The sequence below is a fragment of the Pseudomonas palleroniana genome (assembly GCF_003031675.1).
Lineage (GTDB): Bacteria > Pseudomonadota > Gammaproteobacteria > Pseudomonadales > Pseudomonadaceae > Aquipseudomonas > Aquipseudomonas palleroniana.
In genome coordinates this window covers 1-23,121 of the sequence record NZ_PYWX01000053.1, presented here as the reverse complement: position 1 = coordinate 23,121, position 23,121 = coordinate 1, and the positions used below count along the sequence as shown (strand labels likewise).

At 55.1% G+C, this 23,121-nt stretch carries 22 protein-coding genes, 4 tRNA genes and 1 rRNA gene; all 27 read right to left on the bottom strand.

The features are described from left to right. Positions 1-13: 13 nt before the first annotated feature. On the bottom strand, positions 14-346 hold the full coding sequence (gene rplV / locus C9383_RS18035; protein ID WP_003103908.1) for a 50S ribosomal protein L22: 333 nt from the start codon (positions 344-346) through the stop codon (positions 14-16). Between the two features lie 11 nt (positions 347-357). Then, positions 358-633, bottom strand: a complete 276-nt coding sequence (gene rpsS, locus C9383_RS18030) for a 30S ribosomal protein S19 (RefSeq protein WP_002555486.1) — start codon at positions 631-633, stop codon at positions 358-360. A gap of 16 nt (positions 634-649) precedes the next feature. After that, complete coding sequence (gene rplB, locus C9383_RS18025; protein ID WP_003186055.1) at positions 650-1,474, bottom strand: 50S ribosomal protein L2; 825 nt, start codon at positions 1,472-1,474, stop codon at positions 650-652. A 14-nt stretch (positions 1,475-1,488) separates the two neighbouring features. Next, positions 1,489-1,788, bottom strand: coding sequence for a 50S ribosomal protein L23 (gene rplW, locus C9383_RS18020; RefSeq protein ID WP_002555488.1), 300 nt, complete (start codon positions 1,786-1,788; stop codon positions 1,489-1,491). Beyond that, entirely contained in the window at positions 1,785-2,387 is a 603-nt protein-coding gene (gene rplD / locus C9383_RS18015) for a 50S ribosomal protein L4 (RefSeq protein ID WP_049711296.1), read from the bottom strand. Before rplD ends, rplW begins: the two co-directional genes overlap by 4 nt. A gap of 12 nt (positions 2,388-2,399) precedes the next feature. Further along, positions 2,400-3,035, bottom strand: a complete 636-nt coding sequence (gene rplC, locus C9383_RS18010; protein WP_090365562.1) for a 50S ribosomal protein L3 — start codon at positions 3,033-3,035, stop codon at positions 2,400-2,402. An 81-nt stretch (positions 3,036-3,116) separates the two neighbouring features. Further along, positions 3,117-3,428 carry a 30S ribosomal protein S10 gene (gene rpsJ / locus C9383_RS18005; protein WP_003186070.1) on the bottom strand — a complete coding sequence of 104 codons (312 nt, stop codon included), beginning with the start codon at positions 3,426-3,428 and terminating at the stop codon, positions 3,117-3,119. 157 nt (positions 3,429-3,585) lie between these two features. Further along, entirely contained in the window at positions 3,586-4,779 is a 1,194-nt protein-coding gene (gene tuf / locus C9383_RS18000) for an elongation factor Tu (protein WP_090365561.1), read from the bottom strand. A 30-nt stretch (positions 4,780-4,809) separates the two neighbouring features. After that, a complete protein-coding gene (fusA, locus tag C9383_RS17995) occupies positions 4,810-6,915 on the bottom strand; it encodes an elongation factor G (RefSeq protein WP_060755287.1) in 2,106 nt (701 codons plus the stop codon). Between the two features lie 30 nt (positions 6,916-6,945). Continuing rightward, the gene (gene rpsG, locus C9383_RS17990; RefSeq protein ID WP_002555493.1) at positions 6,946-7,416 is read right to left on the bottom strand and encodes a 30S ribosomal protein S7; all 471 of its coding nucleotides are present in this window, start codon (positions 7,414-7,416) and stop codon (positions 6,946-6,948) included. 118 nt (positions 7,417-7,534) lie between these two features. Next, positions 7,535-7,906, bottom strand: coding sequence for a 30S ribosomal protein S12 (rpsL, locus tag C9383_RS17985; RefSeq protein WP_002555494.1), 372 nt, complete (start codon positions 7,904-7,906; stop codon positions 7,535-7,537). A 217-nt stretch (positions 7,907-8,123) separates the two neighbouring features. Next, positions 8,124-12,323 carry a DNA-directed RNA polymerase subunit beta' gene (gene rpoC / locus C9383_RS17980; RefSeq protein ID WP_090365559.1) on the bottom strand — a complete coding sequence of 1,400 codons (4,200 nt, stop codon included), beginning with the start codon at positions 12,321-12,323 and terminating at the stop codon, positions 8,124-8,126. A gap of 64 nt (positions 12,324-12,387) precedes the next feature. After that, positions 12,388-16,461 carry a DNA-directed RNA polymerase subunit beta gene (gene rpoB / locus C9383_RS17975; protein ID WP_090365557.1) on the bottom strand — a complete coding sequence of 1,358 codons (4,074 nt, stop codon included), beginning with the start codon at positions 16,459-16,461 and terminating at the stop codon, positions 12,388-12,390. 219 nt (positions 16,462-16,680) lie between these two features. Beyond that, on the bottom strand, positions 16,681-17,046 hold the full coding sequence (gene rplL / locus C9383_RS17970; protein ID WP_060755290.1) for a 50S ribosomal protein L7/L12: 366 nt from the start codon (positions 17,044-17,046) through the stop codon (positions 16,681-16,683). A 78-nt stretch (positions 17,047-17,124) separates the two neighbouring features. Next, entirely contained in the window at positions 17,125-17,625 is a 501-nt protein-coding gene (rplJ, locus tag C9383_RS17965; protein WP_016969477.1) for a 50S ribosomal protein L10, read from the bottom strand. Between the two features lie 199 nt (positions 17,626-17,824). Further along, on the bottom strand, positions 17,825-18,520 hold the full coding sequence (gene rplA, locus C9383_RS17960) for a 50S ribosomal protein L1 (RefSeq protein WP_090365556.1): 696 nt from the start codon (positions 18,518-18,520) through the stop codon (positions 17,825-17,827). Continuing rightward, complete coding sequence (rplK, locus tag C9383_RS17955) at positions 18,520-18,951, bottom strand: 50S ribosomal protein L11 (protein WP_003176435.1); 432 nt, start codon at positions 18,949-18,951, stop codon at positions 18,520-18,522. Before rplK ends, rplA begins: the two co-directional genes overlap by 1 nt. Positions 18,952-19,068: 117 nt before the next feature. Then, the gene (nusG, locus tag C9383_RS17950) at positions 19,069-19,602 is read right to left on the bottom strand and encodes a transcription termination/antitermination protein NusG (protein ID WP_003176436.1); all 534 of its coding nucleotides are present in this window, start codon (positions 19,600-19,602) and stop codon (positions 19,069-19,071) included. A gap of 9 nt (positions 19,603-19,611) precedes the next feature. Further along, positions 19,612-19,980, bottom strand: a complete 369-nt coding sequence (secE, locus tag C9383_RS17945) for a preprotein translocase subunit SecE (RefSeq protein ID WP_003194658.1) — start codon at positions 19,978-19,980, stop codon at positions 19,612-19,614. Positions 19,981-20,025: 45 nt separating this feature from the next. Further along, positions 20,026-20,101: transfer RNA gene (locus tag C9383_RS17940), tRNA-Trp, on the bottom strand. Positions 20,102-20,264: 163 nt separating this feature from the next. Next, positions 20,265-20,340, bottom strand: a tRNA-Thr gene (locus tag C9383_RS17935). A 26-nt stretch (positions 20,341-20,366) separates the two neighbouring features. Continuing rightward, positions 20,367-20,440, bottom strand: a tRNA-Gly gene (locus C9383_RS17930). Between the two features lie 24 nt (positions 20,441-20,464). After that, positions 20,465-20,549, bottom strand: a tRNA-Tyr gene (locus C9383_RS17925). A gap of 143 nt (positions 20,550-20,692) precedes the next feature. After that, the gene (locus C9383_RS17920; RefSeq protein WP_090365554.1) at positions 20,693-21,139 is read right to left on the bottom strand and encodes a hypothetical protein; all 447 of its coding nucleotides are present in this window, start codon (positions 21,137-21,139) and stop codon (positions 20,693-20,695) included. Between the two features lie 7 nt (positions 21,140-21,146). Further along, the gene (locus C9383_RS17915; protein ID WP_090365552.1) at positions 21,147-21,896 is read right to left on the bottom strand and encodes a pantothenate kinase; all 750 of its coding nucleotides are present in this window, start codon (positions 21,894-21,896) and stop codon (positions 21,147-21,149) included. Further along, positions 21,886-22,845 carry a bifunctional biotin--[acetyl-CoA-carboxylase] ligase/biotin operon repressor BirA gene (birA, locus tag C9383_RS17910; RefSeq protein WP_090365835.1) on the bottom strand — a complete coding sequence of 320 codons (960 nt, stop codon included), beginning with the start codon at positions 22,843-22,845 and terminating at the stop codon, positions 21,886-21,888. The genes C9383_RS17915 and birA overlap by 11 nt, the downstream gene beginning before the upstream one ends. Before the next feature lie 154 nt (positions 22,846-22,999). Further along, positions 23,000-23,115 (bottom strand): 5S ribosomal RNA (rrf, locus tag C9383_RS17905). Positions 23,116-23,121 lie beyond the last annotated feature (6 nt).

Genomic DNA, 23,121 nt, shown 5'->3' with positions numbered 1-23,121 from the left:
CTCTTCGACTCCGTTACTTGTCAGCAACCTTGACAGTGATATGGCAAGACCGCTTGACGATGCGATCAGCACGGCCTTTGGCACGTGGCATGATGCGCTTCAGCGAACGCCCTTCGTTAACGAAAACGGTGCTGACTTTCAGGTCATCAACGTCTGCGCCTTCGTTATGCTCGGCGTTGGCTACGGCCGACTCCAGCACTTTCTTCATGATCTCGGCGGCTTTCTTACTGCTGAAAGCCAACAGGTTGAGCGCTTCGCCCACCTTCTTCCCGCGGATCTGGTCGGCGACCAAGCGGGCTTTCTGGGCGGAGATTCGAGCGCCCGACAACTTAGCGGCTACTTCCATTTCCTAACCCCTTAACGCTTGGCTTTCTTGTCTGCCACGTGCCCACGATAAGTGCGGGTACCGGCGAACTCGCCCAGTTTGTGGCCGACCATGTCTTCGTTAACGAGAACTGGGACGTGTTGACGACCGTTGTGTACTGCGATGGTCAGACCGACCATTTGTGGCAGGATCATCGAACGACGCGACCAGGTCTTAACTGGTTTGCGATCGTTCTTTTCCGCCGCCACTTCGATCTTCTTCAGTAGGTGAAGATCAATAAAAGGACCTTTTTTCAGAGAACGTGGCACTGTCGTATCCCTCTATTTACTTGCGACGACGGACGATCATTTTGTCGGTACGCTTATTACCACGAGTCTTCGCGCCCTTAGTCGGGAAGCCCCATGGCGATACCGGATGACGACCACCAGAGGTACGACCTTCACCACCACCGTGTGGGTGGTCAACCGGGTTCATGGCAACACCACGAACGGTTGGGCGAACGCCACGCCAGCGTTTGGCACCAGCTTTACCCAACGAACGCAGGCTGTGCTCGGAGTTCGAGACTTCGCCCAGGGTCGCACGGCATTCAGCCAGCACTTTACGCATCTCACCAGAACGCAGACGCAGGGTCACGTAGACACCTTCACGAGCGATCAGCTGAGCCGAAGCACCAGCGGAACGAGCGATTTGCGCGCCTTTACCTGGCTTCAATTCGATGCCGTGTACGGTGCTACCAACTGGAATGTTGCGCAGTTGCAGAGCGTTGCCCGGCTTGATCGGTGCCAGAGCACCTGCGATCAGCTGGTCGCCAGCGCTCACGCCTTTAGGGGCGATGATGTAGCGACGCTCGCCATCTGCGTACAGCAGCAGAGCGATGTGAGCAGTACGGTTTGGATCGTATTCGATACGCTCGACAGTGGCAGCGATGCCATCTTTGTCGTTGCGACGGAAGTCGACCAGACGATAATGCTGCTTATGGCCACCACCGATGTGACGAGTGGTAATACGACCATTGTTGTTACGACCACCAGACTTCGATTTCTTCTCGAGCAGCGGTGCGTGAGGAGCGCCTTTATGCAGCTCCTGGTTGACCACCTTGACCACAAAACGGCGGCCAGGGGAAGTCGGTTTGCATTTAACGATTGCCATGATGCACCCCTTCCTTACTCAGCACTGCTGCTGAAATCGAGATCTTGGCCTGGCTGAAGGGAGATAACTGCCTTCTTCCAGTCATTACGCTTGCCCAGACCGCGAGCAGTGCGCTTGCTCTTACCCAAAACGTTCAGGGTAGTAACACGCTCTACTTTCACGCTGAACAGGCTTTCGACGGCCTTCTTGATTTCCAGCTTGGTTGCGTCAGTTGCAACCTTGAAAACGAACTGGCCTTTCTTGTCAGCCAGAACCGTAGCCTTTTCGGAAACGTGCGGGCCAAGCAGAACTTTAAATACGCGTTCCTGGTTCATCCCAGCAGCTCCTCGAATTTCTTCACGGCCGACACGGTGATCAACACCTTGTCGTATGCGATCAGACTAACTGGATCGGAACCTTGCACGTCACGTACATCAACGTGTGGCAGGTTACGAGCAGCCAGGTACAGGTTCTGATCAACAGCTTCCGACACGATCAAAACGTCGGTCAGGCTCATGTCGTTCAGTTTGCCCAGCAGATCTTTGGTTTTCGGGCTTTCAACAGCGAAGTCCTGAACCACGACCAGACGGTCGGTACGCACGAGTTCAGCAAGGATGGAGCGCAGAGCTGCGCGGTACATCTTCTTGTTGAGCTTCTGCGAGTGATCCTGCGGACGAGCTGCGAAAGTGGTACCGCCGCCACGCCAGATTGGGCTACGGATAGTACCGGCACGAGCACGGCCAGTACCTTTCTGACGCCAAGGGCGCTTACCGCCACCACGAACGTCGGAACGGGTCTTTTGCTGCTTGCTACCTTGACGGCCGCCGGCCATGTAGGCCACGACTGCTTGGTGAACCAGCGTCTCGTTGAATTCGCCGCCAAATGTCAGTTCGGAAACTTCGATCGCTTGAGCGTCATTTACATTTAATTGCATGTCAGCTTCCCCTTAACCGCGAGCCTTGGCCGCTGGACGTACAACCAGGTTGCCGCCAGTAGCGCCAGGAACAGCACCCTTGACCAACAACAGATTGCGTTCAGCGTCGACGCGCACTACTTCGAGGGACTGCACGGTCACGCGCTCAGCGCCCATATGACCGGACATTTTCTTGCCCTTGAATACACGACCAGGAGTCTGGCACTGGCCAATAGAGCCCGGGACGCGGTGGGAAACGGAGTTACCGTGAGTGTTGTCTTGGCCACGGAAATTCCAACGCTTGATCGTACCCTGGAAGCCTTTACCCTTGGACTGACCGGTTACATCAACCAGTTGACCAGCGGCGAAGATTTCAGCGTTGATCAGATCGCCAGCCTGGTAGTCGCCGTCTTCGAGACGGAACTCCATGACAGTACGACCAGCTGCAACGTTTGCTTTAGCGAAGTGACCTGCTTGAGCAGAAGTCACGCGCGAAGCACGACGCTCGCCGACAGTGACTTGCACTGCACGATAGCCATCGGTTTCTTCAGTTTTGAACTGGGTGACGCGATTCGGCTCGATCTCAATGACCGTGACCGGAATGGAGACACCTTCTTCGGTGAAAATACGGGTCATACCGCATTTACGACCGACTACACCAATAGTCATGTTGTAAACCTCATGAGTGTACGGGGCTTTCACCCGCTATGGCCGCCCATTTCAGAGCGTTACACGACTAAGACCCAAGTCTTAGCCGAGGCTGATCTGTACTTCCACACCGGCCGCCAGATCGAGCTTCATAAGTGCATCAACGGTTTTATCCGTTGGCTGGACGATGTCCAGTACGCGCTTATGAGTACGGATCTCGTACTGGTCACGCGCGTCTTTGTTGACGTGCGGAGAGACCAGAACGGTGAACCGCTCTTTACGGGTAGGCAGTGGAATTGGACCACGCACTTGAGCACCAGTACGTTTCGCGGTTTCCACGATTTCCTGGGTGGATTGGTCGATCAGGCGATGGTCAAAAGCCTTCAACCTGATACGGATTTGCTGATTTTGCATTGGATTTCAGACTCCGGCTGCTATTCCCACCGGGCGCAATGCACCCGTTAAAAGGAGGCGCAATTCTATAGACGCCCCAGATAGGTGTCAACCCAATAAAAAAGCCCCCGCTGAGCGGGGGCTTTTCAAAGCATCGAAGCTATCTCAGGAGAGATGCTTACTCGATGATTTTAGCTACAACACCAGCACCAACGGTACGGCCGCCTTCACGAATAGCGAAGCGCAGGCCGTCTTCCATTGCGATGGTCTTGATCAGGGTAACTTCCATCTGGATGTTATCGCCTGGCATTACCATTTCAACGCCTTCTGGCAGCTGGCAGTTACCAGTCACGTCAGTAGTACGGAAGTAGAACTGTGGACGGTAGCCTTTGAAGAACGGAGTGTGACGACCGCCTTCTTCCTTGCTCAGAACGTAAACTTCTGCGGTGAACTTGGTGTGCGGCTTAACCGAACCTGGCTTAACCAGAACCTGACCACGCTCAACGTCGTCACGCTTGGTGCCACGCAGCAGAACGCCGCAGTTCTCGCCAGCACGACCTTCGTCGAGCAGTTTGCGGAACATCTCAACACCGGTGCAGGTGGTGGTGGTAGTGTCACGCAGACCAACGATTTCCAGCGGGTCTTGAACGCGAACGATACCGCGCTCGATACGACCAGTCACAACAGTACCGCGACCAGAGATCGAGAACACGTCTTCGATTGGCATCAGGAACGGCTTGTCGGTCAGACGAACTGGCTCTGGGATGTAGCTGTCCAGAGTTTCTACCAGCTTCTTAACAGCGGTAGTACCCATTTCGTTGTCGTCTTTGCCTTCCAGAGCCATACGAGCAGAACCGATGATGATCGGAGTGTCGTCGCCTGGGAAGTCGTAAGTGCTCAGCAGATCGCGCACTTCCATCTCAACCAGTTCCAGCAGCTCAGCGTCGTCTACCAGGTCAGCCTTGTTCAGGAAAACCACGATGTACGGAACGCCTACCTGACGGGACAGCAGGATGTGCTCACGGGTTTGTGGCATCGGACCATCAGCGGCCGAGCAAACCAGGATCGCGCCGTCCATCTGGGCAGCACCAGTGATCATGTTCTTCACATAGTCAGCGTGACCTGGGCAGTCAACGTGAGCGTAGTGACGAATGTTCGAGTTGTACTCAACGTGCGCAGTGTTGATGGTGATACCACGAGCTTTTTCTTCTGGTGCGCTGTCGATCTTGTCGAATTCAACTACGGCCGAACCGAAAACTTCGGAGCAGACGCGAGTCAGAGCAGCGGTCAGAGTGGTTTTACCGTGGTCAACGTGGCCGATGGTGCCAACGTTTACGTGCGGTAGGGAACGATCAAATTTTTCTTTAGCCACGACAATTAACTCCTTGCCTAAAGGACTGAATCAGCCTTGTTTTTTGGATACAGTTTCAGCGATGTGCGCCGGAGCTGTGTTGTATTTTTTGAATTCCATAGAGTAGCTTGCGCGACCCTGGGACATGGAGCGAACGTCGGTCGCATAACCGAACATCTCACCCAGCGGAACCTCGGCGCGAATCACTTTGCCGGAAACCGTGTCTTCCATACCCAAGATCATGCCGCGACGACGGTTAAGGTCGCCCATGACATCACCCATATAGTCTTCAGGTGTAACAACTTCTACCGCCATGATTGGCTCAAGCAACTCACCACCGCCCTTCTGGGCCAGTTGCTTGGTTGCCATGGAAGCAGCCACCTTAAACGCCATCTCGTTGGAGTCGACGTCGTGGTAAGAACCGTCAAAAACGGTTGCTTTCAGGCCGATCAGCGGATAGCCGGCAACAACACCGTTCTTCATCTGCTCTTCGATACCCTTCTGGATAGCAGGGATGTATTCCTTAGGAACAACACCACCCACTACTTCGTTCAAGAATTGCAGACCTTCCTGACCTTCGTCAGCAGGAGCAAAACGGATCCAGCAGTGACCGAACTGACCACGACCGCCGGACTGACGAACGAACTTGCCTTCGATTTCACAGTTCTTCGTGATGCGCTCACGATAGGAAACCTGAGGCTTACCGATGTTGGCTTCGACGTTGAACTCACGGCGCATCCGGTCAACCAGGATGTCCAGGTGCAGCTCGCCCATGCCGGAGATGATCGTTTGACCAGTCTCTTCATCAGTCTTGACGCGGAAAGATGGATCTTCCTGAGCAAGCTTGCCCAGAGCGATACCCATTTTTTCCTGGTCATCCTTGGTCTTAGGCTCTACGGCAACCGAAATAACCGGCTCCGGGAAGTCCATGCGAACCAGGATGATTGGCTTGGCAGCGTCGCACAAAGTCTCACCAGTGGTGACGTCCTTCATGCCGATCAGGGCCGCGATGTCACCAGCGCGAACTTCCTTGATCTCTTCACGGGCGTTTGCGTGCATCTGCACCATACGACCCACGCGCTCTTTCTTGCCTTTAACCGAGTTGATCACGCCGTCGCCGGATGCCAACACGCCCGAGTAAACGCGGACGAAGGTCAAGGTACCCACGAATGGGTCGGTAGCGATCTTGAACGCCAGAGCCGAGAACGGCTCGCTGTCGTCAGCATGACGCTCCATCTCTTCTTCCTCGTTATCAGGGTTGGAACCCTTGATAGCAGGAATGTCGGTTGGAGCAGGCAGGAAGTCGATAACGGCGTCGAGAACCAGGGGAACACCCTTGTTCTTGAAGGAAGAACCGCAAACAGCCAGGACGATTTCGCCAGCGATAGTACGCTGACGCAGAGCGGCCTTGATTTCCGCGTTGGTGAGCTCTTCACCTTCGAGGTACTTGTTCATCAGCTCTTCGCTGGCTTCGGCAGCAGCCTCAACCATGTTGTTGCGCCACTCGTCAGCCAGCTCTTGAAGCTCGGCAGGGATAGGCTTGCGAACAGGAACCATGCCTTTGTCAGCGTCATTCCAGTAAACAGCTTCCATATTGATCAGATCGATCTGACCCTGGAAGTTGTCTTCGGAACCGATAGCCAATTGGATTGGCACCGGAGTGTGACCCAGACGCTGCTTGATCTGACCGATCACGCGCAGGAAGTTGGCACCAGCACGGTCCATCTTGTTTACGTAAACAAGACGCGGAACGCCGTATTTGTTGGCCTGACGCCATACGGTTTCCGACTGAGGCTCAACACCCGAGGTACCGCAGAACACAACGACAGCGCCATCGAGTACGCGCAGGGAACGTTCAACTTCAATAGTGAAGTCTACGTGGCCTGGGGTATCGATTACGTTGAAGCGGTGCTCGTCTTTGTACTGCTTCTCGGAACCTTTCCAGAAGGCGGTAATGGCAGCAGAAGTAATGGTAATACCACGCTCCTGCTCCTGAACCATCCAGTCTGTGGTCGCGGCGCCATCATGCACCTCGCCCATTTTGTGACTTTTGCCGGTGTAAAACAGTACGCGCTCGGTGGTGGTGGTTTTACCAGCATCCACGTGAGCGACGATACCGATGTTACGGTAGCGGCTAATCGGAGTAGTACGAGCCATAAAGCCCTCGCAAAATTAGTGAAGCTAAAATTAGAAGCGGTAGTGCGAGAAAGCTTTGTTAGCTTCAGCCATACGGTGCACGTCTTCACGCTTCTTAACAGCAGCACCTTTACCTTCGGCAGCGTCCAACAGTTCGCCAGCCAAACGCAGAGCCATAGACTTCTCGCCGCGCTTACGGGCGAAGTCTACCAACCAGCGCATTGCCAGAGCGTTACGACGGGACGGACGAACTTCAACCGGAACCTGGTAAGTAGCACCGCCTACACGGCGCGACTTCACTTCGACCAGCGGAGCGATGGCGTCGAGAGCTTTCTCGAAGATTTCCAGGGGGTCGCTGTTCTTGCGTTCTTTAACCTTTTCCAGCGCGCCATAAACGATACGCTCGGCAACGGCTTTCTTGCCGCTTTCCATCACGTGGTTCATGAACTTGGCCAGAATTTGGCTTCCGTATTTTGGATCGTCAAGCACTTCGCGCTTGGCTGCTACGCGTCTTCTTGGCATGGATAAGCCCTCAAACGGTCTTCAGGTTCGCTCGGAATCGGTGCCCTTTCGGGACGCCTCCGACCTTACTCTTATCGACTCAGAAAATAAGATGATTCAGTTTTACAAAAAGCCGCTACTACTTAGGCTTCTTGGTACCGTACTTCGAACGACCCTGGTTACGACCTTTAACGCCGGAAGTATCCAAGGAGCCGCGTACGGTGTGGTAACGAACACCTGGCAAGTCTTTTACACGACCGCCGCGGATCAGTACCACGCTGTGCTCTTGCAGGTTGTGGCCTTCACCACCGATGTACGAGGAAACCTCGAAACCGTTGGTCAGACGCACACGGCATACTTTACGCAGTGCCGAGTTAGGTTTTTTCGGCGTGGTGGTATACACACGGGTGCATACGCCACGACGTTGCGGGCAGTTCTGCAGCGCAGGTACGTCGGATTTCTCGACGATACGCTTACGCGGCTGACGTACCAGCTGGTTGATAGTTGCCATCTACTAGCTCCACTGTTGTCTTGCGACGCTATTGTCTTGCAAGAAAAGCAAAATGGCAGGAACGCATTCCCGCCAAATTTAGGGGTACAAGAGTCTAAAGAGGATCTTGCCCCCAGTCAAGGCAAGGCCCCGACCTCCCCTTCCATCGAACCGGGGCAAAAATGCCTCGATCCGACGAATGGGGGCTGCCAGGGCCCAGACTTATTTATCGCAGAACTCAGTTACCGCTAGAGTTCAGCGCTTCGGTCAGTGCAGCTTCCACTTCACTGGCGCTAACGCGCAGCGGCTTGTCAGCATCACGGCGACGCTTACGCTCGCTGTGGTATGCCAAACCGGTACCCGCCGGGATCAGACGACCCACGACCACGTTTTCTTTCAGGCCGCGCAGGTAATCGCGCTTGCCGGTTACCGCTGCTTCGGTCAGTACGCGAGTGGTCTCCTGGAAGGAGGCCGCCGAGATGAACGACTCAGTGGACAACGACGCCTTGGTGATACCCAGCAACACGCGAGTGAACTTGGCAACGAACTTGTCTTCGGCTGCCAGCTTCTCGTTCTCTACCAGTACGTGAGTCAGTTCCATCTGGTCGCCCTTGATGAAGCTGGAATCGCCGGACTCGGAGATCTCAACTTTACGCAACATCTGACGCAGGATGGTCTCGATGTGCTTATCGTTGATCTTCACGCCTTGCAGGCGGTAAACGTCCTGGATCTCGTTGACGATGTACTTGGCGAGCGCACTCACACCCAGCAGACGCAGGATGTCGTGTGGATCGCTCGGACCGTCGGAGATAACTTCGCCGCGGTTTACCTGCTCGCCTTCGAACACGTTCAGGTGACGCCACTTCGGAATCAGCTCTTCATACGGATCGCTACCGTCGTTCGGGGTAATGACCAGACGGCGCTTGCCTTTGGTCTCTTTACCGAACGCGATGGTGCCGCTGACTTCAGCCAGAATCGACGCTTCCTTCGGACGACGAGCTTCGAACAAGTCGGCAACACGCGGCAGACCACCGGTGATGTCACGGGTCTTCGAAGTTTCTTGCGGGATACGCGCGATAACATCACCGATCGCGATCTTCGCACCATCCGCTACACCGACCAGGGCGTTGGCTGGCAGGAAGTACTGAGCGATTACGTCAGTGCCTGGCAGCAACAGATCCTTGCCGTTGTCATCAACCATCTTCACGGCAGGACGGATGTCTTTACCGGCAGCTGGACGATCTTTCGGATCGAGAACTTCAATGTTGGTCATACCGGTCAATTCGTCAGTCTGACGCTTGATCGTGATGCCTTCTTCCATGCCCACGTAGGTCACGGTACCTTTCATTTCGGTAACGATCGGGTGAGTGTGCGGGTCCCACTTGGCCACGATTGCGCCAGCGTCGACCTTGTCACCTTCTTTAACCGAAATCACAGCACCGTACGGCAGCTTGTAGCGCTCACGCTCACGACCGAAGTCATCAGCGATTGCCAGCTCACCGGAACGGGAAACGGCAACCAGGTGGCCATCCACTCGTTCAACGTGTTTCAGGTTGTGCAGACGGACGGTACCGCCATTTTTCACCTGAACGCTGTCAGCTGCGGAGGTCCGGCTTGCCGCACCACCGATGTGGAACGTACGCATCGTCAACTGGGTACCCGGCTCACCGATGGACTGGGCAGCGATTACGCCAACCGACTCACCGATGTTCACCTGGTGACCACGAGCCAGGTCGCGGCCGTAGCACTTGGCGCAAATGCCATAGCGGGTTTCGCAGCTGATCGGCGAACGAACGATCACTTCGTCGATGCTGTTGAGTTCGATGAACTCGACCCACTTCTCATCAACCAGAGTGCCGGCAGGAACGATAACTTCCTCGGTACCCGGCTTGAATACGTCACGGGCAATAACACGACCCAGTACGCGCTCACCCAGCGGCTCTACAACGTCACCGCCTTCAATGTGCGGAGTCATCAGCAGGCCATGCTCGGTGCCGCAATCGATCTCGGTTACAACCAGATCTTGTGCAACGTCTACCAGACGACGAGTCAGGTAACCGGAGTTAGCCGTTTTCAACGCGGTATCCGCCAGACCTTTACGAGCACCGTGAGTGGAGATGAAGTACTGAAGTACGCTCAAACCTTCACGGAAGTTCGCAGTAATCGGCGTTTCAATGATGGAACCGTCCGGCTTGGCCATCAGGCCACGCATACCGGCCAGCTGACGGATCTGCGCAGCAGAACCCCGTGCACCCGAGTCGGCCATCATGTACATCGAGTTGAAGGACTCTTGCTCAACTTCGTCGCCGTGACGGTCGATGACTTTCTCTTTCGAGAGGTTGGCCATCATCGCCTTGGAAACTTCGTCGTTCGCCTTGGACCAAAGGTCGATCACCTTGTTGTACTTCTCGCCCTGGGTTACCAGGCCGGACGCATACTGGCTCTCGATTTCTTTCACTTCGTCGGTGGCGGCACCGATGATGCGGGCTTTTTCATCCGGGATAACGAAGTCGTTAACACCGATGGAAACGCCGGAAATGGTCGAATAAGCAAAACCGGTGTACATCAACTGGTCGGCGAAGATAACGGTCTCTTTCAAACCAACCACGCGGTAGCACTGGTTGATCAGCTTGGAGATCGCCTTTTTCTTCATCGGCAGGTTGACGACGTCGTACGACAGACCTTTTGGCACAACTTGATACAACAGCGCACGGCCGACAGTGGTGTCGACAATACGGGTGTTGGTCACGCTGCCGCCGTCACGGTCGTTGACGGTTTCGTTGATCCGCACTTTGACCTTGGCATGCAGCGCGGCTTCGCCGGCACGGAACACACGGTCAACTTCTTGCAGGTCAGCGAACACACGACCTTCGCCCTTGGCGTTGATCGCTTCACGAGTCATGTAGTACAGACCCAATACAACGTCCTGCGACGGAACGATGATTGGCTCACCGTTGGCTGGCGACAGAATGTTGTTGGTCGACATCATCAACGCACGCGCTTCCAACTGGGCTTCCAGTGTCAGCGGTACGTGCACGGCCATTTGGTCGCCGTCGAAGTCGGCGTTGTACGCAGCACAGACCAGAGGGTGCAGCTGGATAGCCTTGCCTTCGATCAGTACCGGTTCAAACGCCTGGATACCCAGACGGTGAAGGGTCGGTGCACGGTTGAGGAGAACCGGGTGTTCGCGAATCACTTCAGCGAGAACGTCCCAAACCTCTGGCAGTTCGCGCTCGACCATTTTCTTGGCCGCTTTGATGGTGGTCGCGAGACCGCGCATTTCCAGCTTGCCGAAGATGAACGGCTTGAACAGCTCGAGAGCCATCTTCTTAGGCAGACCGCACTGGTGCAGACGCAGGGTCGGGCCTACGGTAATTACCGAACGACCGGAGTAGTCAACACGCTTACCGAGCAAGTTCTGACGGAAACGACCTTGCTTACCCTTGATCATGTCAGCCAAGGATTTCAGAGGACGCTTGTTGGAACCGGTGATAGCGCGGCCACGACGACCGTTGTCGAGCAGGGCATCGACAGCTTCCTGCAACATACGCTTTTCGTTGCGCACGATGATGTCCGGAGCGGACAGATCAAGCAGGCGCTTCAAGCGGTTGTTACGGTTGATCACGCGGCGGTACAGGTCGTTGAGGTCGGACGTTGCGAAACGGCCACCATCCAACGGTACCAGCGGACGCAGGTCTGGCGGCAGAACCGGCAGAACGGTCAGCACCATCCACTCTGGCAAGTTACCGGAGCCTTGGAAGGCTTCCATCAACTTCAGACGCTTGGACAGCTTCTTGATCTTGGTTTCAGAGTTGGTTTGCGGAATTTCTTCACGCAGGCGACCAATCTCGTGTTCCAGGTCGATAGCGTGCAGCAGTTCGCGGACAGCTTCGGCACCCATGCGGGCATCGAAATCGTCGCCGAACTCTTCCAGCGCTTCGAAGTACTGCTCGTCGTTCAGCAGCTGACCTTTTTCAAGGGTGGTCATGCCTGGATCGATAACGACATAGCTCTCGAAGTAGAGAACGCGCTCGATATCACGCAGGGTCATGTCCATCAGCAAGCCGATACGGGACGGCAGCGATTTCAGGAACCAGATGTGGGCAACCGGCGAAGCCAGTTCGATGTGCGCCATGCGCTCACGACGAACTTTGGCCAGCGCAACTTCAACGCCGCACTTCTCGCAGATCACACCACGGTGCTTCAAGCGCTTGTACTTACCGCACAGGCACTCGTAATCCTTTACCGGGCCAAAGATCTTGGCGCAGAACAGGCCGTCACGCTCAGGTTTGAACGTACGGTAGTTGATGGTTTCCGGTTTTTTAACTTCACCGAACGACCACGAACGGATCATCTCAGGCGATGCCAACCCAATACGGATGGCGTCGAACTCTTCGACTTGACCCTGGTTTTTCAGCAAATTCAGTAGGTCTTTCAAGGCCTTTCCTCCTGGCGGAGCAGAGAGCGGGCTAAACAGCCCCGCTCTCGATTCGCGTCACGTGTTATTCGGTTTCCAGATCGATATCGATGCCGAGGGAACGAATTTCTTTGATCAACACGTTGAAGGACTCGGGCATGCCCGGCTCCATACGGTGATCGCCGTCCACGATGTTTTTGTACATCTTGGTCCGACCGTTCACATCGTCCGACTTCACTGTGAGCATTTCTTGCAGAGTGTAAGCAGCACCGTATGCTTCCAGTGCCCAGACCTCCATCTCCCCGAAACGCTGACCACCGAACTGAGCCTTACCACCCAGCGGCTGCTGGGTAACCAGGCTGTACGAACCGGTAGAACGAGCGTGCATCTTGTCGTCTACCAAGTGGTTCAGCTTCAGCATGTACATGTAGCCAACAGTAACCGGGCGCTCGAACTTGTTGCCGGTACGACCGTCGAACAGCTGCATCTGGCCGCTTTCTGGCAGGTCTGCCAGTTTCAGCATGGCCTTGATTTCGCTTTCCTTGGCACCGTCGAACACCGGGGTAGCCATTGGAACGCCGCCGCGCAGGTTCTTCGCCAGATCCAGGATTTCCTGGTCGGAGAAGGTGTCCAGCTCTTCGTTACGACCGCCGATCTCGTTGTAGATCTCGTGCAGGAACTTACGCAGGTCAGCGACCTTGCGTTGCTCTTCGATCATACGATTGATCTTCTCGCCCAGACCTTTGGCCGCGAGGCCCAGGTGAGTTTCGAGGATCTGACCAACGTTCATACGCGAAGGTACGCCCAACGGGTTGAGGACGACGTCGACCGGGGTGCCATTGGCATCGTGCGGCATGTCTTCAACCGGCATGATCACAGAGACCACACCCTTGTTACCGTGACGACCGGCCATCTTGTCGCCCGGCTGGATGCGGCGACGGATTGCCAGGTAAACCTTGACGATTTTCAGCACGCCTGGAGCCAGGTCATCGCCCTGCTGCAGTTTGCGCTTCTTGTCTTCGAACTTGTCGTCCAGCAGACGGCGGCGATCAACGATATAGGCCTGAGCCTTCTCGAGCTGCTCGTTCAGAGCATCTTCAGCCATGCGCAGTTTGAACCACTGGCCGTGCTCAAGACCGTCGAGAACTTCATCGGTAATGTCCTGACCTTTCTTCAGACCTGCGCCACCTTCGGCCTTGTGGCCTACCAGAGCGGAACGCAGACGTTCGAAGGTCGCGCCTTCAACGATGCGGAACTCTTCGTTCAGGTCCTTACGGATCTCGTCGAGTTGAGTCTTCTCGATGGACAGTGCACGAGCATCACGCTCAACACCGTCACGGGTGAAGACTTGTACGTCGATGACAGTACCTTTGGTGCCGGTAGGCACACGCAGGGAGGTGTCTTTAACGTCGCTGGCTTTTTCACCGAAGATGGCACGCAGCAGCTTCTCTTCCGGAGTCAGCTGAGTCTCGCCTTTCGGAGTGACCTTACCAACCAGGATGTCGCCTGCGCCAACTTCAGCACCTACGTAAACGATACCGGCTTCGTCCAGCTTGTTCAGTGCAGCTTCACCCACGTTCGGGATGTCCGCAGTGATCTCTTCTGGCCCAAGCTTGGTGTCACGAGCCACACAGGTCAGTTCCTGAATGTGGATCGTGGTGAAGCGGTCTTCTTGAACAACACGCTCGGACAGACAGATGGAGTCTTCGAAGTTGAAGCCGTTCCACGCCATGAACGCGATACGCATGTTCTGACCCAGAGCCAGCTCACCCATGTCGGTGGACGGGCCGTCAGCCATGATGTCGCTACGCTGAACGCGATCACCCTTGCTCACCAGCGGACGCTGGTTGATGCAGGTGTTCTGGTTCGAACGGGTGTACTTGGTCAGGTTGTAGATGTCGACACCAGCTTCGCCGGTTTCAACTTCGTCATCAGCAACACGAACCACGATACGGCTGGCATCAACGGAGTCGATCACGCCACCACGACGCGCCACGACGCAAACGCCGGAGTCACGCGCTACGTTACGCTCCATGCCGGTACCTACCAGCGGCTTGTCAGCACGCAGGGTGGGTACAGCTTGACGCTGCATGTTGGAACCCATCAACGCACGGTTGGCGTCGTCGTGCTCCAGGAACGGGATCAACGACGCTGCAACCGACACTACCTGCTTCGGCGAAACGTCCATCAAGGTGACGTCTTCCGGCGCCTTGACGGTGAACTCGTTCAAGTGACGAACAGCTACCAGCTCATCGATCAGGACTTTCTTGTCACTCATCGTGGCCGAGGCCTGAGCGATCACGTGATCAGCTTCTTCGATGGCGGACAGGAAAACGATTTCGTCGGTGACCAGAGCGTCCTTAACCACACGGTACGGGCTCTCGAGGAAGCCGTACTGGTTGGTGCGCGCGTACGCAGCCAAGGAGTTGATCAGACCGATGTTCGGACCTTCCGGCGTTTCGATCGGGCAAACACGACCGTAGTGCGTCGGGTGTACGTCACGAACCTCAAAGCCTGCACGCTCACGGGTCAGACCGCCTGGGCCCAGTGCGGATACACGGCGCTTGTGGGTGATCTCGGAGAGCGGGTTGTTCTGGTCCATGAACTGCGAGAGCTGGCTGGAACCGAAGAACTCTTTCACCGCCGCAGCCACTGGCTTGGCGTTGATCAGGTCTTGCGGCATCAGGCCTTCGCTTTCAGCCATCGACAGACGCTCTTTGACCGCACGCTCAACACGCACCAGGCCAACGCGGAACTGGTTCTCGGCCATTTCGCCTACGCAGCGAACGCGACGGTTACCCAAGTGGTCGATGTCGTCGACGATGCCTTTGCCGTTACGGATGTCGACCAGGGTCTTCAGGACCGCAACAATGTCTTCCTTGCACAGTACGCCCGAACCTTCGATCTCGGTGCGACCGATACGACGGTTGAACTTCATGCGGCCGACCGCAGACAGGTCATAGCGCTCAGGGCTGAAGAACAGGTTGTTGAACAGGGTTTCGGCAGCGTCTTTGGTCGGTGGCTCACCAGGACGCATCATGCGATAGATCTCAACCAGCGCTTCCAATTGGTTGCTGGTGGAGTCGATCTTCAGAGTATCGGAGATGAACGGACCGCAGTCGATATCGTTGGTGTACAGAGTCTCGATGCGAACAACCTGAGCCTTGGCGATCTTGGCCAGGATCTCGGTGTTCAGCTCGGTGTTGCACTCAGCCAGGATTTCGCCTGTAGCCGGGTGAACGATGACCTTGGCGGTGGTGCGGCCCAGAACGTAGTCCAGAGGCACTTCCAGCTCTTTGATACCGGCTTTTTCGATCTGGTTGATGTGGCGCGCAGTGATACGGCGACCAGCCTCAACAATGACCTTGCCCTTATCGTCCTGGATATCCAGAACGGCAATTTCACCACGCAGGCGCGAAGGCACCAATTCCAGGCTGAGGGTTTCACCCTTCAGGCTGAATACGTTGGTGGTGTAGAAGGCATCCAGCACTTGCTCAGTGGTATAACCGAGTGCGCGCAGCAGTACCGAGGCCGGCAGCTTGCGACGACGGTCGATACGCACGAACACGCAGTCTTTCGGGTCGAACTCGAAGTCCAACCACGAACCGCGGTACGGAATGATCCGCGCGGAGTACAGGAGCTTACCGGAGCTGTGCGTCTTACCGCGGTCGTGGTCAAAGAACACGCCCGGGGAACGGTGCAGCTGGGAAACGATTACACGCTCGGTACCGTTGATTACGAAGGTACCGTTTTCAGTCATCAATGGGATTTCGCCCATGTAGACTTCTTGCTCTTTGATGTCCTTGATCGCTTTGTTCGACGATTCTTTATCGAAAATGATCAGGCGGACTTTTACCCGCAACGGTACGGCGTACGTAACACCGCGCAACACGCATTCTTTGACATCAAATGCCGGTTCGCCCAGGCGATAACCGACGTACTCCAGCGCAGCATTGCCGGAGTAGCTGATGATCGGGAAAACGGATTTGAAGGCCGCATGCAGGCCCACGTCGCGGAACTGATCTTTGGTCGCTCCCGCCTGCAAGAATTCACGATACGAATCCAGCTGGATAGCCAGAAGGTACGGGACATCCATGACGTCCGGCAACTTGCTAAAGTCCTTGCGGATACGTTTTTTCTCAGTATATGAGTAAGCCATCAGCGTTCCCCAGCTTGGTCACCTGCTTGTTTGGCCCCTCCGACGGGAGCAGCCAGAAAATCTTGCAAACCCCATGGTTTGCACCACCGCATCGGGTGGCTACAGCGCGTTAATGGCGGCGACCGAGTCGACAGCCAAGAACGGAAAAAGGCCGGTGGCAAGAGCCACCAGCCATCAGCCTTCAGCTTAACGCTTGGGCTGGAGACGCAAGGTCGATGCTTACTTCAGCTCGACTTTAGCGCCTGCTTCTTCCAGTACTGCTTTGGCTTTGTCAGCTGCGTCTTTGGCAACAGCTTCCAGAACCATGGCAGGAGCGCCGTCAACTACAGCCTTGGCTTCTTTCAGGCCCAGACCGGTCAGTTCACGTACTGCCTTGATCACGTTTACTTTCTTCTCGCCAGCTTCGGTCAGCATGACGTTGAATTCGGTTTGCTCTTCAGCAACAGCAGCAACAGCGGCTGGGCCGGCGGAAGCAGCAGCAGCGGAAACGCCGAATTTTTCTTCGAAAGCTTTGATCAGCTCAACAACCTGCAGAACCGACATTTCAGCTACGGCGTTGAGGATATCTTCTTGGGAGATAGACATTACTGTATTTCCTGAATTGGGGGACGGCCTACGCGGCCATCGAAATAAACAAAAATACGCGAGAGAAGTCGCTCAGCCTTAGGCTGCGGCAGCTTCTTTTTGCTCGCGAACTGCAGCCAGAGTACGAGCCAGCTTGCTGGTAGCGCCTTGAATCACGCTCATCAGCTGCGAAATGGCTTCGTCGCGGGTCGGCAGTGTTGCCAGTACGTCGATTTGGTTAGCTGCGAGGAACTTGCCCTCGAACGCAGCTGCCTTGATCTCGAACTTATCCTGACTCTTGGCGAACTCTTTGAACAAACGGGCAGCAGCGCCTGGATGCTCTTTGGAGAAAGCGATCAGAGTCGGGCCGGTGAACACGTCGTTGAGAACACTGTATTCAGTGTCAGCAACAGCGCGCTTGAGCAGGGTGTTACGTACAACACGTACGTATACGCCAGCTTCACGAGCCTCTTTACGGAGTCCGGTCATAGCGCCTACTGTCACACCACGGGCATCAGCCACGACAGCGGACAGAGCAGCTTTGGCAGCCTCGTTGACTTCAGCGACGATGGCCTTCTTGTCTTCGAGATTAATTGCCACGGGTTTAACTCCTGCTTGTTACCGTTTCATCTGGCCGAAGCCGGATGTCGTTTTGGTGTCTGATTCGGTAAGGAACCGGGAGCACCATCTGCGTAGGCTTGTGGTTTAAGACTTGCGCCGCCTACGGTCTTGGATAGCCCCCGCCAGGCAGGGACCCCAATTTTTTCAATTGACGCAGTCTCCTGCGCCAATCTGTGTCTTATACGTCCAGCGAGCCTTGGTCGATGACCAGACCTGGGCCCATAGTGGTGCTCAGGGTTACGCGCTTAACGTAGATACCTTTCGAGGAAGCCGGCTTGATACGCTTCAGATCAGCGATCAGGGCTTCAACGTTTTCCTTCAGCTTGACGGCATCAAAGCCGACTTTGCCAACGGAGGTGTGAATGATGCCGTTTTTGTCGGTGCGATAACGAACCTGACCAGCCTTGGCGTTTTTAACCGCGCTGGCTACGTCTGGAGTTACGGTACCAACCTTAGGGTTAGGCATCAGGCCGCGTGGACCGAGGATCTGACCCAACTGACCTACAACGCGCATTGCATCCGGGGAAGCAATAACTACGTCATAGTTCAGGTCGCCGCCTTTCATTTCGGCAGCCAGGTCGTCCATGCCAACGCGGTCAGCGCCAGCGGCCAGAGCAGCTTCAGCTGCCGGACCCTGGGTGAACACAGCAACACGTACAGTCTTGCCAGTACCGTGTGGCAGCACAGTTGCGCTACGAACGACCTGGTCGGATTTACGCGGGTCAACACCCAGGTTTACAGCAACGTCAACAGACTCGCTGAACTTGACAGTCGACAGCTCGGTCAGCAGGGCAGCAGCGTCTACAAAGCTGTAGGCCTTGCCTGCTTCGATTTTGCCGGCGATAGCCTTTTGGCGCTTGGTCAGCTTAGCCATTACACACCCTCCACGTTAAGGCCCATGCTACGAGCAGAACCGGCGATGGTACGCACGGCTGCATCCATATCAGCTGCAGTCAGATCCGCGTTTTTGGTTTTCGCGATTTCTTCCAGCTGAGCACGAGTAACAGTGCCGACTTTAACGGTGTTAGGACGAGCGGAACCGCTAGTCAGACCAGCAGCTTTCTTCAACAGAACCGAAGCCGGGGTCGACTTGGTTTCGAAAGTGAAGCTACGGTCGCTGTATACAGTGATGATCACTGGAGTCGGCAGACCTGGCTCAAGACCCTGAGTACGGGCGTTGAAGGCCTTGCAGAATTCCATGATGTTCACGCCGTGTTGACCCAGAGCTGGACCGACGGGTGGGCTAGGGTTGGCCTGAGCGGCCTTCACTTGCAGCTTGATGTAAGCGGTAATCTTCTTGGCCATGAGGCACTCCAATTACGGGTTCAAACGCCTCGAAAGGCTCCCCGGTTACTTGCGCGTTTATCCCAGTGACGACAAAACCCCACAGCCTAAGGCTGCGGGGTTGGGATGCTTGCTCAGCTAGACCTTCTCGACCTGGCTGAACTCCAGCTCTACCGGAGTAGAGCGACCGAAAATGAGCACTGCCACTTGGATCCGGCTCTTCTCGTAGTTAACTTCTTCGACCGTACCGTTGAAATCAGCAAACGGACCGTCTGTGACACGAACAACCTCACCCGGCTCGAAGAGAGTCTTCGGCTTAGGCTTGTCACTACCATCAGCAACACGACGCAGAATCGCTTCCGCCTCTTTGTCAGTGATAGGAGCAGGCTTATCAGCAGTACCGCCAATGAAGCCCATGACACGAGGAGTATCCTTGACCAAGTGCCAAGTACCTTCATTCATGTCCATCTGAACCAGCACATAGCCAGGGAAGAACTTGCGTTCGCTCTTACGCTTCTGGCCATTCCGCATTTCAACCACTTCTTCAGTGGGAACCAGAATTTCGCCGAAGCCATCTTCCATGCCTGCAAGCTTTACGCGCTCTAGCAAAGAGCGCATAACATGCTTCTCGTAACCCGAGTAAGCATGCACAACGTACCAACGCTTAGCCACGGGACACCCTTAGCCAACAATCAAGGAAACAAGCCAGCCGAGCAGGGAATCAAGCCCCCACAGCAGCAACGCCATAACCAGAACAACAGCCACAACGATCAACGTGGTCTGCGTGGTTTCTTGGCGAGTCGGCCAAACGACTTTACGAATTTCGGTGCGCGCTTCCTTTACCAGGACTGCGAAAGACTTGCCTTTGGCAGTCTGCAGGCCTACAAAGGCAGCCACAGCAGCAAGAGCAAGCAAAGCAAGTACGCGGTACAGGATCGGCGAAGCAGAATAGTACTGATTGCCAACAACGCCTACGACCACCAAAGCGACTACAGCGAGCCACTTGACCAGATCGAAACGAGAGCTTTGAGCTTCAGCCTTAGGAGTCATCTATGAAGATCCTGTGAAAAGAAAGCCAGACACACCACGTGAATCTGGCAGGTCAGGAGGGAATCGAACCCCCAACCTACGGTTTTGGAGACCGTCGCTCTGCCAATTGAGCTACTGACCTAAAACAAAATCAGGCCGACCATTATGCAGACCTGAAAAAGACTTTACAACAACCAACCCCAAGAGACTTGAAAACACCCTGACAACCAAGCCAGAAACAACGCAATCAAGCCGAGATAAGCTGTTAAAACAAAGGCAGATATTTTCATATCTGCCTTGTTATATGGAGCTCTTGAGCGGATTTGAACCGCTGACCTCACCCTTACCAAGGGTGTGCTCTACCAACTGAGCTACAAGAGCGAAACACCTTGCACAACCTGCAAACTTGGAGCGGGTAGCGGGAATCGAACCCGCATCATCAGCTTGGAAGGCTGAGGTTCTACCACTAAACTATACCCGCGGAGCTTGCAGCTCACGCTAAAAATGGTGGAGGGGGAAGGATTCGAACCTTCGAAGTCGTAGACGTCAGATTTACAGTCTGATCCCTTTGGCCGCTCGGGAACCCCTCCTAAGCGAGCCGGCATTTTACATTACGCCGACCTTCTGTCAAGCATTTTCTCATTTAAAAATATGAGGTTAGCTGCGTTGACCTTCGCTTCACACTGTAGACCGTAAAGGTCTTCACTGCGAAGCGGGCGCCATTCTATGCAAACTATTCGAGACTTGCAACGCCTTCGCACAACATTATTTTATGTTTTAACTCATTGAATTCCTTAGCAAGGTTTTCAAACGGCAGATCATCAGCCAGACGCCTGCTTTCCGGAGACACGCGAAGCCAGTAACCGAAAGCATCAGGAACGTTCAAGGTTTGGATCTTGGCCTTTATATCCAAGCTCATGAGGCGCTGCTCAAGCAACTGCGCCTGCCGCATATCTGAGAACCCGCCCACGTATAAGCAGGTATTTTGAGCCTCCTGAGCCTTGGCTCGATCACGACGGGCAACGCCATCGGAAGACTCACTCAGCAGACGAATATCTTGCTGAGACCCCTTATAAAGACTCAATGGAGTGACATCTTTCGCACGCAACGGAGCTTCTTGCTGATGCCAGACGTAGTAGAAGACATTGAGCACAAGCAAAAGCAAAAACAGCCAACGCATAAACACCTCAGGACAAAGGGCACGCCATAGCCAGGCCGACGAACACCAGATCAGGAACGAGCCGCCCCTGCGGAACGACTTCCGCAACCAAGCCCGCATCCCCCCCTGTGAGGAACACCGAGAACTCATCCCCCCAATAACTTCGGGCAAGCTCAAGCTGAGTCAGCACAAACCCCCTTAACATCAGCGTACAACCTCGCTCAACCGCTTCCACGGTAGTACGGCCGGGAGAGAGCCGCTCCAGCGCCTGCTCAGCAGCGGTATCGTCGTATCGAATCTTTCGCGTATGCGTGCGCAATTGACTGCGCATAAGGGGCATGCCCGGGCAGATGAAGCCCCCCAGGTGCTCACCATCGGCCGCAATAAAGTCCGCAGTCGCTGCGGTGCCGAAATCAAGTACCAGGCAAGCACTTGAGCCCAACTTGAATGCCCCAAGCATTGCCAACCAACGATCAAGCCCCAGTCGTTCAAATTCTTCATAGCCGTTACGCACCCCTGCCATTTCCCGCGCAGAAGCCGCACACGACACGCTGACGCCAAACACCCGCTCCAACGCCTCCACGAGTTTATCGGTCTCCTCGACAGCTCGAACGCTCACTAGTCGGCACCGCGTTAGCGACAGACCTGGAAGTGAGAGCAGACTTTCAACCAATGAAGCGTCCGAGCCAACCACACCCTCAGCCAAGACTCCCGCTTTATCCGGCCCAAGTACACGCCACTTGATGAAGCTATTCCCACAGTCGAGCTCAAGAATCATCACGCAACCTCAGGCTTAACTCACCACCGCTGTATGTTTTCTCGACACCATCAACACTCAGGCGCAATGCACCCTGGCGATCGATACCTAGCACCACCCCATCAATTTGGTTGACGCCCGCTATGAGAGACACAGCCCTACCCTGCCACAAATGATTTTGCTCCCATTCCTCCTGGAGAGCAGAGAAGCCAAGGCTTTTATGTCGGTCCAGATAGCCCTGCAAATGCAAACCCAGCCTTGCAACCAAATGGTTGCGATCGACTGAAGACCCAGTCTCCAACTGAACCGACGTCCATTGCTGATCAACATCAGCCGCCTTCTGCATATTCACATTAATACCGATACCGAGCACAACGTGACAAATGTCAGCAGGATCCCCCACCAACTCAAGCAAAATACCGGCAATCTTTTTGTCTTCAACCAAAACATCGTTTGGCCATTTCAAGGCCGCACGCTGCACACCCGCCTCACGCAGGGCCTGCATGACCGCCAACCCCACAACCAGACTGAGGCCCTCCAACTGCCGCAGCCCGCCCTCAATGCGCAACACGAGGCTGTAATACAGGTTCTGCGCGTATGGACTGACCCATTTACGACCACGCCTACCGCGCCCTGCGGTTTGCTGCTCGGCCAGCACCAGGAACGGCGCAGCACTGCCGGCGTCAACAAGACGCAAAGCTTCAGCATTAGTGGAATCAACAGAGTCGGAAATGTAGACAGGCCATACAGTGGAGCCCGAATTCGCCGCAATTTCCTCGGCATTCAGGAACGCCAGCGGAGACGCGAGTTGATAGCCCCTGCCCCGGACTTTATGGATGGGCAGATTCAACTCAGCCTCAAGATGTTGAAGCTGTTTCCAAACAGCGCTGCGGCTTACGCCCAGAGCGGCCCCCAGAGCCTCACCAGAATGAAATCGGCCATCTTTTAGAAGTTCTAACAACGTCAACATGCACATATCGCCTCACGATGAGGCACGCATGATAGCCATGCGCAAAGCCATTGCATAGAAATGGCCGAACTCTAGCCTTCATCGACCTCTACGCATTTTCGATCGCCCAAAACAAAACCCCATCTGCTTTCGCAAATGGGGTTTCGGAATTTAATCTTGACGATGACCTACTCTCACATGGGGAAACCCCACACTACCATCGGCGATGCATCGTTTCACTGCTGAGTTCGGGATGGGATCAGGTGGTTCCAATGCTCTATGGTCGTCAAGAAATTC